The 9,766-nt window shown below is 46.8% G+C and carries 10 protein-coding genes; 7 read left to right on the top strand and 3 right to left on the bottom strand.

Going from position 1 to position 9,766, the window contains the following annotated elements; translation table 11 throughout:
- Positions 1–116 precede the first annotated feature (116 nt).
- The gene (locus VIC_RS02725) at positions 117–785 is read left to right on the top strand and encodes a 7-cyano-7-deazaguanine/7-aminomethyl-7-deazaguanine transporter (RefSeq protein ID WP_006957642.1); all 669 of its coding nucleotides are present in this window, start codon (positions 117–119) and stop codon (positions 783–785) included.
- Between the two features lie 66 nt (positions 786–851).
- On the opposite strand, the gene gppA is transcribed toward VIC_RS02725, so the two are convergent.
- Together gppA and rhlB are read right to left on the bottom strand one after the other, a co-directional pair.
- Positions 852–2,342, bottom strand: coding sequence for a guanosine-5'-triphosphate,3'-diphosphate diphosphatase (gene gppA, locus VIC_RS02730; protein ID WP_006957643.1), 1,491 nt, complete (start codon positions 2,340–2,342; stop codon positions 852–854).
- 7 nt (positions 2,343–2,349) lie between these two features.
- Entirely contained in the window at positions 2,350–3,651 is a 1,302-nt protein-coding gene (gene rhlB, locus VIC_RS02735; RefSeq protein ID WP_006957644.1) for an ATP-dependent RNA helicase RhlB, read from the bottom strand.
- 112 nt (positions 3,652–3,763) lie between these two features.
- Between rhlB and trxA the strand changes: the two genes are divergently transcribed.
- From trxA to fre, 6 genes are all read left to right on the top strand, one after another.
- The gene (trxA, locus tag VIC_RS02740) at positions 3,764–4,090 is read left to right on the top strand and encodes a thioredoxin TrxA (RefSeq protein WP_006957645.1); all 327 of its coding nucleotides are present in this window, start codon (positions 3,764–3,766) and stop codon (positions 4,088–4,090) included.
- Positions 4,091–4,294: 204 nt separating this feature from the next.
- Positions 4,295–5,554 (top strand): transcription termination factor Rho, encoded by a 1,260-nt coding sequence (rho, locus tag VIC_RS02745; RefSeq protein WP_004745495.1) that lies wholly within the window; start codon positions 4,295–4,297, stop codon positions 5,552–5,554.
- 103 nt (positions 5,555–5,657) lie between these two features.
- Positions 5,658–6,653, top strand: a complete 996-nt coding sequence (locus VIC_RS02750; protein WP_006957646.1) for a hypothetical protein — start codon at positions 5,658–5,660, stop codon at positions 6,651–6,653.
- A gap of 81 nt (positions 6,654–6,734) precedes the next feature.
- Entirely contained in the window at positions 6,735–8,591 is a 1,857-nt protein-coding gene (gene ubiD, locus VIC_RS02755) for a 4-hydroxy-3-polyprenylbenzoate decarboxylase (protein ID WP_006957647.1), read from the top strand.
- Complete coding sequence (locus VIC_RS02760) at positions 8,588–8,857, top strand: 2Fe-2S iron-sulfur cluster-binding protein (protein ID WP_006957648.1); 270 nt, start codon at positions 8,588–8,590, stop codon at positions 8,855–8,857. The genes ubiD and VIC_RS02760 overlap by 4 nt, the downstream gene beginning before the upstream one ends.
- A 14-nt stretch (positions 8,858–8,871) precedes the next feature.
- Complete coding sequence (gene fre / locus VIC_RS02765) at positions 8,872–9,585, top strand: NAD(P)H-flavin reductase (RefSeq protein ID WP_006957649.1); 714 nt, start codon at positions 8,872–8,874, stop codon at positions 9,583–9,585.
- Here the strand turns inward: fre and VIC_RS26960 are convergent.
- Positions 9,578–9,766, bottom strand: a 189-nt coding sequence (locus tag VIC_RS26960; protein ID WP_236612148.1) for a hypothetical protein, incomplete at its 5' end; no start/stop codon positions are given. The genes fre and VIC_RS26960 overlap by 8 nt on opposite strands.

The raw sequence follows: 9,766 nt of genomic DNA on the forward strand, positions 1-9,766 counted from the left end.
CTGTGCTGAATATCGAATCTAAATTCATTTAACATTATTGGTAAGAGTCTTTCCGTGGCTTGGAAGAGATTCGCTTTGGGTTCCCTCACCCCCAAACCAAACTAAAAAGGTATCGCATGAGTAACTTTACCCCTGCGCAGCAGCGCAAAGCCCTTTTCTTGTTAGTTCTGTTTCACCTGATCATTATTGCGTCGAGTAATTATCTGGTTCAGCTTCCCTTTACCATCTTTGGTTTTCACACCACGTGGGGCGCTTTCACTTTTCCGTTTATCTTTTTAGCGACCGATCTGACAGTACGAATTTTTGGTGCCCAACTTGCGCGTAAGATTATTTTCTTGGTGATGCTACCAGCGCTCGCAGTGTCCTATGGCTTATCAGTGTTGTTTTTTGAAGGGCAATTTCAAGGTTTCTCACATTTAGGTGAATTTAATCTGTTTGTCGCGCGTATCGCGATTGCGAGCTTTATGGCGTATTTGCTAGGGCAAATCCTAGACGTGCATGTGTTTAATCGCCTGCGCCAGATGAAGCAGTGGTGGATTGCCCCAACGTGTTCCACTTTGTTTGGTAACGCGCTGGATACTATTGCTTTCTTTGCCATTGCGTTTTACCAAAGCCCAGATCCATTTATGGCGGAGCACTGGACCGAAATCGCGCTGGTGGATTATGGATTCAAACTAGTGATCAGCTTAGGTCTGTTTGTGCCTATGTATGGTGTGCTGCTGAATTACTTGGTTAAGAAGCTCACAGCCGTTAATCCTGACTTTAAAGTGATTGGCGCTAAGTAAGGTTCGCTCCTCGAAAACAAAAAAGCCCGACAAGTTATCTTGTCGGGCTTTTTATTTGTTCTTTAGTTAGTTGGCAATGATGCTCAAAGGCCAGCCAATGTCACTCTGACGGTTGGCTTCAATCTCTAACTCGGCCGCAGTCAGAGGATTGGCTTTCAGCCACTGGTCAGCAACCGTCAGGGTGAGCTTATCGCCTTGTGATTGAAGCGCGATGTTCGGCTCTAAATCCGGATTGCGACGATGGGTCAGCAAAACCGCGAGACGTAGCAAACGTAATACGCGTTTGGCGCTGTTACCTGACAGCGCATGTTGCTCTGGTAGAGAAGTCAGTTGCTCGCGATAACGACGTGATACTTCACCAAGAAAGTGCTTTTGTGCTCGGGTATAACCCGGTAGATCCAGGTTTTGTAGCAAGTAGGCACTGTGCTCGCCGCCTTTCTTGAAATCAATCGTCAGACCGATTTCATGCAGCTTAGCCGCTGTCTCTAGCAATACGCTGCCCTGAGCTTCAGCAATCCACTCAGCTTCACATTGCTCAAGCAATTTACTGGCTAAGGTGGCCACCTGCTGACCGTAAGCCGTATCAATTTGGTAGCGGGTTTGAACACTGGCAATTGTACGAGCACGAATGTCGTCTTGCTTGAGTTCATCGACCATTTCATACACTAGGCCTTCGCGCAGTGCGCCGCCAGCCAGTGTCATCGAATCAATTTCAAGCAGTTCAAAGATAGCGATGAGAATCGAAAGACCGCTTGGGAAGACCAATGCGCGTTCTAGCGTTAGCCCTTCAATCTCAAGTTCTTCCAAATGATCCGCTAGCATGGCTTGTTTTTGCAGACGCTTGAGTTTGGCGTGAGTAATGACCTCGTCCATACCTTGTGCCAGCATAATTTCCTGCAAAGCCTGAACCGTACCAGAAGCACCGACACACACGTCCCAACCAATTTGAGTGTATTGCTCAAGGATAGGTTTCAGCGTTTCTTTAGCCGCTTCAATTGCATTATTAAAGTTGGTTACGGTGAGCTGGCGGTCTTTAAAGTGACGTTCCAGCCAAGTAACACAACCCATTTTCAGGCTGGTCAGTGCTTTGGCTTCGAAACCTTCACCGATAATAAGTTCGGTACTGGCACCGCCAATATCGACCACCAAACGACGACCGCTGCCGCCAGATGTGTGGGCAACCCCTTTATAGATAGTGGCTGCTTCTTCTTCGCCACAGATCACTTCAATTTTGTGACCAAGAATCTGGTTTGCTTTCTCAAGAAAGATATCCACATTGGTGGCGGTGCGCAGTGTTGCGGTGCCCACAATGCGGATATTTTGGGTTGGAATATCTTGAAGTCGCTCTGCAAATAGACTCAAGCAGTCCCATCCGCGTTGCATGGCTTCCTGGCTTAAAGCGTTGTTGTCGTCTAACCCAGCGGCAAGACGAACCTTACGTTTAATTTTTGCCATAGTCTGAACGCTGCCATCAATGTGACGCACAACGAGCATGTGAAAACTGTTCGACCCGAGGTCGATGGCTGCGTAGAGCGGGGAAGAAACTGCTTGGCTCATAGACGACTTAAGAATCCTTTTGGTGACGTTGACGAGAGCGGTTGTTGTTACGACGGTTGCCTGAGCGTGAGCCACCAGTATTGGTGCGACGTTGTTGCGGACGGTTAGAACGCATACGTAGCGGTGCTGGTAGATCTTCGATCAGTGCACTTGGGTCGTAATCTGAAACAGGAATGGTGTGCTCAATGTACTCTTCAATTGGCGGTAGGTTGATGGCGTAGTCTTCACAAGCAAAGCTGATTGAATGGCCACTTGCGCCTGCACGACCCGTACGGCCGATACGGTGTACGTAATCTTCGCAATCGTCTGGTAGGTCGAAGTTAAACACGTGGGTCACTTGAGGGATGTGAAGGCCACGAGCTGCCACGTCTGTTGCTACTAGCAGGTCAACTTCACCTTTAGTGAACTGCTCTAAGATGCGTTCGCGCTTTTTCTGAGGTACGTCACCCGTCAATAGACCAACACGGTGGCCATCAGCCGCTAGGTGACCCCATACGGATTCACACTTGTGTTTGGTATTGGCAAAGATGATCGCACGCTCTGGCCACTCTTCTTCGATAAGAGTCTGTAGCAGAGACATTTTGTGTTCGTTAGACGGGTAAAACAGCTCTTCCTGAATGCGGTGACCTGTTTTGACTTCTGGCTCCACCACAACGTGTTCTGGGTTGTGCATATGTTCGAAAGCCAGCTCTTGAACACGGTATGACAGAGTCGCAGAGAACAACATGTTCAAGCGCTCTTTTGGTTCTGGCATACGACGGAATAGGAAACGAATGTCTTTGATGAAACCAAGATCGAACATGCGATCCGCTTCATCAAGCACAACAGCCTGAATATTGTTCAGGTTGAAGACACGCTGCTTGTAAAAGTCGATGATGCGACCTGTGGTACCGATTAGCACGTCCACACCTTGCTCTAACTTAGCAAGTTGCTTGTCGTAGCTCTCGCCACCGTAAGCTAACGCAGCTTTAATGCCGGTTTCTGCAACCAGAGGTTCAGCATCATTGTAAATCTGAATTGCCAGCTCACGGGTCGGTGCCATGATAATCGCACGTGGTTGAGTCGGCTTGCGACCTTCGTGCTCTGGTGTGTTCAGAAGATGGTTAAAAGTAGCAGTCAAGAAAGCCAGGGTTTTTCCTGTCCCTGTTTGAGCCTGACCTGCAATGTCTTGGCCGGTGAGCAGTACCGGCAACGCCAAGGCTTGAATTGGGGTACAAAACTCGAACCCTTTTTTCTTCAAACCTTCAACAACTTGGGGGTGTAAACCCAAATCGGCGAACTTTTGCTCTGTGATATGCGTCTTTTTCATGGCTATAGAATATCAGCTTAAGCTTGCAATACGAAAGTAAATACATTCCAATAGGGCATCTAAATACTGGTTATCATCCAACCAGTTCCGAAAAAACACATTGGAGTGGAAGATGAGTGATAAGATTTTGCAGCTAACTGATGACGGTTTTGAAGCCGACGTACTAAACGCTGCAGGCCCGGTTCTTGTTGATTTTTGGGCAGAATGGTGTGGTCCTTGTAAGATGATTGCTCCTATCCTGGACGAAATCGCCGAAGAGTACGAAGGCAAACTCACTATCGGTAAACTGAATATCGACCAAAACGCAGGTACTCCACCTAAATTTGGTATTCGTGGTATCCCAACGCTACTACTTTTCAAAGATGGTGGCGTGGCAGCAACCAAAGTAGGCGCGCTGTCTAAGACTCAATTAAAAGAGTTTTTGGACGCTAACCTATAATTGGGTTGTTCTGATAAGACCGTGCATTCACTTCAATGCACGGTTTTGTTTTTGAAGCCTAACAAAATCTAGACTAGGCTAGTATTTAGTGCTAATTTATCGCACGTTAAATAAACAAGTTTCTCTTCTTGGTCGATCCTGTGACCAAAATTCATCTTAACTAAAATAACAGATCCTATTTTGACTAAAAAAGTATCCACCACAATGAATCTAACAGAACTGAAGAACAGACCTGTGTCTGATCTTGTCAAACTTGGCGAAAGCTTAGGCCTTGAAAACCTGGCGCGTCTAAGAAAGCAAGACATTATCTTCGCCATCCTTAAAGCACACGCGAAAAGTGGTGAAGATATTTTTGGCGACGGGGTTCTGGAAATACTTCAAGACGGCTTTGGCTTCTTGCGCAGTGCAGACAGTTCTTACTTGGCAGGCCCAGATGACATCTATGTCTCTCCAAGTCAGATCCGTCGTTTCAACCTACGTACGGGTGATTCCATTGCAGGTAAGATTCGTCCACCGAAAGATGGCGAACGTTACTTTGCTCTGTTAAAAGTCAATACAGTTAACGATGACAAGCCAGACAACGCGCGTAACAAGATTCTATTTGAAAACTTGACGCCACTGCACGCAAACGAGCGTATGGTGATGGAGCGTGGTAACGGTTCGACTGAAGATATTACTGCACGTGTTCTTGACCTGGCTTCACCAATTGGTAAAGGTCAGCGTGGTCTGATTGTTGCTCCGCCAAAAGCGGGTAAAACAATGCTGCTGCAGAACATTGCTCAAAGCATTGCTTACAACCACCCTGAATGTGAGCTAATGGTACTTCTTATCGACGAACGTCCTGAAGAAGTTACCGAGATGCAACGCCTGGTTAAAGGTGAAGTGGTTGCGTCAACGTTTGATGAGCCAGCGTCTCGCCACGTACAAGTTGCTGAGATGGTTATTGAGAAAGCAAAACGTCTTGTTGAACACAAGAAAGACGTGGTTATCCTGCTTGACTCTATCACTCGTCTAGCACGTGCATACAACACAGTTGTTCCTTCATCAGGTAAAGTTCTTACTGGTGGTGTGGATGCAAACGCACTGCACCGTCCTAAGCGCTTCTTCGGTGCGGCACGTAATGTAGAAGAAGGCGGTAGCCTGACGATTCTAGCAACAGCTCTAGTTGATACTGGTTCTAAGATGGACGAAGTTATCTACGAAGAGTTTAAAGGTACAGGTAACATGGAGATCCACCTGAACCGTAAGATTGCTGAGAAACGTGTTTTCCCTGCCATCGACTTCAACCGTTCAGGCACTCGTCGTGAAGAACTTCTGACTAAGAATGAAGAGCTTCAGAAGATGTGGATTCTGCGTAAGATTGTTCATCCAATGGGTGAGATCGACGCGATGGAGTTCTTAATCGATAAGTTAGCCATGACGAAGACCAACGATGAGTTCTTTGATGCCATGCGTCGCCAGTAAGAATTTGTGACTCCAAACGCCATCGACCTTGTCGGTGGCGTTTTTGTTTGCATTCTCATTTGATTGGCCTCACAATGAGCGAGAATGTTAAGAGGAGGTTAACATGCAACAAGGAATGTTGTCGTCGGTTCTCCTATGCACATCTTTATTGATTGGAGCGCCAACGGTTGCTGCGAAGGAAATGCAGCCCGAAAAAGCTGAGCTGTTACTTCAGGATAAGCAGATTCATCTGAAAGTTGCAGAACTGCTCCAATATGCTGTCGAAGATAATATCGACTCACTCAACTTCGCCCTCGAAAGACTGTCGCTTCCTCAACAAGAAGTGGCGCGTTTCCTACTGCTCAAAAAAATTGAAGATCAAAACGTCATCTTGACGCCAAAAATGGCTTTGTTCGTCGAGCACCAAAAAGCTATGGTTCCAACCTATCAAGTGTTGGAAAGAGGTGATGGCTATGAGTTTTCCATTCCTGCCTTTAACTATCCAGCCATCGCCAGCCGTTTACTGAAACAGTGGCAGCAAGATCAGTCGACACTTGAGTTTGTGTTGAGTGCAGAACGTGGCGAGCTGGATCTAAAGCAGTGGTTGTCGGGTAGTGATTACCAAATCCAAGCGCGTGAAGCGTTACTGATTCGTGAGTTAGACAGCTTATCGCCAGAAGCAGTACAAGGTTTAGTGGTTCAACTTACCGGAGAGGCTGTGACCAGTTGGCTGCCATCCTCACAGGTGATGGTGCGTTTAGCTCAGGTGAGTGAAAACCCTGATGTTTACAAACTGCTTTGGTTGATGCGTGCCGATTTTCAAAGCCAGTCCGAGCTGAGTCGTTTGGCAAAGGTCGGCGATGAATTCTCGGTGAATCAGATCATGCTCGCTTCTCATAACCCGAGCCTTAAAGAACAAGCCATTAAAGAGCTAACTCGTATCAAACCCATGACGGATGAGGTCAAAGCGTTTTTGATCGACAGAATGGCAATTCGTGATGAAGCTTCAATGGTAGCGACAGAGCTGGCAAATCAAGGTTACACCTCATGGCTAGAAGAGCTCGCCAGCCATAATCAAAAAGTACGCAGCAGCGCGATTTTGAACGTGTTATCACAATAAAAATAACCTTATAGAAAAGAGGGATCGGAAGATCCCTCTTTTTGTTATACTGCTTGCACTTTAATCAGTCACAGAAGACCTATGAGTTTTAAGGATTTACGCGACTTCATCGCCCACCTTGAGCAGGGAGGGAAGCTTAAACGCATTTCCGAGCCTGTCGATCCACATTATGAAATGACAGAGATTAGCGACCGTACTTTACGTGCAGGTGGCCCGGCATTGTTGTTTGAAAATCCCATTGGCTACGATGTGCCTGTGCTGACCAACTTGTTTGGCACTCCTGAACGGGTTGCGATAGGTATGGGTCGTGAAGACGTCAAAGATTTGCGTGAAGTGGGCAAATTGTTGGCTTATCTTAAGGAGCCCGAGCCACCACGTGGCTTTAAAGACGCGTTAGAGAAACTGCCTGTTTTTAGACAAGTCTTAAACATGCCAGCCAAAAGGTTACGTAAAGCTGCCTGTCAGGAGATTGTCTGGCAAGGTGACGAAGTTGATCTCGATAAAATCCCTGTGATGAGTTGTTGGCAAGATGATGTCGCGCCTCTGCTTACGTGGGGGTTAACCGTGACTCGAGGGCCACATAAAAAGCGCCAGAATCTTGGAATTTACCGTCAGCAGAAAATTGGTAAGAACAAAATCATCATGCGCTGGCTAGCACACCGTGGTGGCGCCCTTGATCTGCGTGACTGGATGAAAACCAACCCGGGAGAGCCTTTCCCTGTTTCAGTCGCATTTGGTGCTGACCCAGCCACTATATTAGGCGCGGTAACACCAGTACCAGATACCTTATCTGAGTATGCGTTTGCGGGCTTGCTTCGAGGCAGTAAAACTGAAGTGGTTAAATCTGTGAGTAATAACATTGAAGTGCCTGCCAGTGCAGAGATCGTGCTTGAGGGTTACATTGACCCGAATGAGTATGCGGACGAAGGGCCTTATGGTGACCACACTGGTTATTACAACGAAAAAGAAAAACACCATGTTTTTACCATTACGCATATCACCATGCGTAAGGACCCGATATATCACAGCACTTACACAGGACGTCCGCCAGATGAACCTGCTGTATTGGGTGTAGCGTTAAACGAAGTGTTTGTTCCTATCCTGCAAAAGCAGTTTCCCGAGATTGAAGATTTCTACCTACCGCCTGAAGGCTGTTCGTACCGCATGGCGGTGGTGACGATGAAAAAGCAATACCCAGGGCATGCTAAGCGAGTCATGATGGGGGTATGGTCTTTCCTTCGCCAGTTTATGTACACCAAGTTTGTTGTAGTGTGCGATGAAAGTGTCAATGCGCGAAGTTGGGATGATGTCGTGAAGGCCATGTGTGAGCATATGGAACCTGTTCGCGATACCTTAATGATTGACAACACGCCTATTGATTCTCTCGACTTCGCCTCACCGGTTGTAGGGCTTGGCTCTAAGATGGGCTTGGATGCAACGATTAAATGGGATGCCGAAAAGGCCTCTGACCCAGAGTTAACATCCGCAAGCCAAACAGCGATTACGGATGAGCAGTTACAACAACTTCGTCAGGCATTCCCAGAAATTGTTGATATTGCTTTACCAGAATCTGCTGGCGCTGATCGCTTCATGGTGGTCTCGATGAAGAAAACACACGCTATGCAATCGAAAGCGGTGCTTAATGGTGTGTGGGAGTTTCTCAAGCAGTATACGGATGCCAAGTTTGTTATTCTCTGCGATGATGACGTCGATGTGCACGATTGGAATGACATTATCTGGGCGATCACCACTAGAATGGACCCTAATCGTGACACCGTTAAAATAGAAGCAAAAGAAGGTCGCAGTTCTAAGTTAGGTTTGGATGCGACCAACAAGTTTGAGGGAGAAGTCCAGCGAGAGTGGGGCATCCCAATCAAGAAAGATTCTCAGTTAGTTGCGCAGGTCGATGCAAAATGGAGTAAGCTGGGAATATTATGAGCCATTTGGTGACCTTGCAGCCGCAGAATATACAATTCGATGTGCAGGAAGGGGAAACGGTATTGGAAGCTGCGCTCAACCATAACATCAGCTTCCCAAACCGTTGCCAAGTGGGAGCGTGCGCAGCGTGTCTGTGTCGGAAAATAGAAGGTCGAGTCACTTATCAGCTTGAGCCAATGCTCACAGAGAAAGAGCAGCAACAAGGCTGGGTGTTTGCTTGTCAGGCCTTCGCAGAAAGTAATTTGGTACTTACTTTTGAGGAGTAAGTAAGAGGAATAACATGACCATCCAATGTAAAGTAAAGTCTATTGAGCCGTTAGCTTGTAATACCTATCGAATTCTGTTGCATCCAGAGACACCAGTCAGCTTTAAAGCCGGCCAGTATCTAATGGTTGTGATGGGAGAAAAAGATAAACGTCCATTCTCTATTGCAAGCAGCCCTTGCCGTCATGAAGGCGAGCTAGAGCTTCACATTGGTGCAGCAGAGCATAACGCGTATGCTCTTGAAGTTGTCGAAGCGATGCAAAACGCATTAGAAAATGATGGTGACATCAGTATTGATGCGCCTCATGGCGATGCCTGGGTTAAAGAAGAGAGCGAACGCCCTCTACTTTTGATTGCTGGTGGTACAGGCTTTAGTTACGTACGTTCGATATTGGACCACTGCGTAGCTCAAAATAAGACCAATGAAATCCACCTTTATTGGGGTGGCCGGGATGAACGCCAACTATATGCTAAGGACGAACTGGATGGTATCGCAGCACAGTTCAGCAACGTGCATTTTATTCCAGTGGTAGAAGAAGCTACTTCTGAATGGCAAGGCAAAGTCGGAAACGTGCTTCAAGCCGTTAGTGACGATTTTGATTCTCTTGCAGAATATGACATCTACATTGCTGGACGTTTTGAAATGGCGGGTGCGGCTCGTGAACAATTTACCCAGAACAAAGGCGCTAACAGCGATCGTATGTTTGCTGACGCGTACGCATTCATTTAAAACTGAATGAAATAGATAGATAAAAGAGGGCTTTTTGCCCTCTTTTTTGTTGTTTTGAACACATTTTCAACGAACGATGAGTTTTTTCAATTTTTTTTGAAAAAGGGCTTGCGCTATCAGAAGGACTCCCTATAATGCGCTTCCACTGACACGGCAGACGCCACAAGGCTTCAGCAGTGTT

Source organism: Vibrio coralliilyticus ATCC BAA-450, from assembly GCF_000176135.1.
In the GTDB taxonomy this organism is placed as follows: domain Bacteria; phylum Pseudomonadota; class Gammaproteobacteria; order Enterobacterales; family Vibrionaceae; genus Vibrio; species Vibrio coralliilyticus.

Excerpts from the sequence above, each read along its gene's own strand:
- VIC_RS02725 (WP_006957642.1), top strand. The coding sequence starts at position 117 with ATGAGTAACTTTACCCCTGCGCAGCAGCGCAAAGCCCTTTTCTTGTTA.
- gppA (WP_006957643.1), bottom strand. The coding sequence starts at position 2,342 with ATGAGCCAAGCAGTTTCTTCCCCGCTCTACGCAGCCATCGACCTCGGG.
- VIC_RS02760 (WP_006957648.1), top strand. The coding sequence starts at position 8,588 with ATGAGCCATTTGGTGACCTTGCAGCCGCAGAATATACAATTCGATGTG.
- VIC_RS02750 (WP_006957646.1), top strand. The coding sequence starts at position 5,658 with ATGCAACAAGGAATGTTGTCGTCGGTTCTCCTATGCACATCTTTATTG.
- trxA (WP_006957645.1), top strand. The coding sequence starts at position 3,764 with ATGAGTGATAAGATTTTGCAGCTAACTGATGACGGTTTTGAAGCCGAC.
- rho (WP_004745495.1), top strand. The coding sequence starts at position 4,295 with ATGAATCTAACAGAACTGAAGAACAGACCTGTGTCTGATCTTGTCAAA.
- rhlB (WP_006957644.1), bottom strand. The coding sequence starts at position 3,651 with ATGAAAAAGACGCATATCACAGAGCAAAAGTTCGCCGATTTGGGTTTA.
- fre (WP_006957649.1), top strand. The coding sequence starts at position 8,872 with ATGACCATCCAATGTAAAGTAAAGTCTATTGAGCCGTTAGCTTGTAAT.
- ubiD (WP_006957647.1), top strand. The coding sequence starts at position 6,735 with ATGAGTTTTAAGGATTTACGCGACTTCATCGCCCACCTTGAGCAGGGA.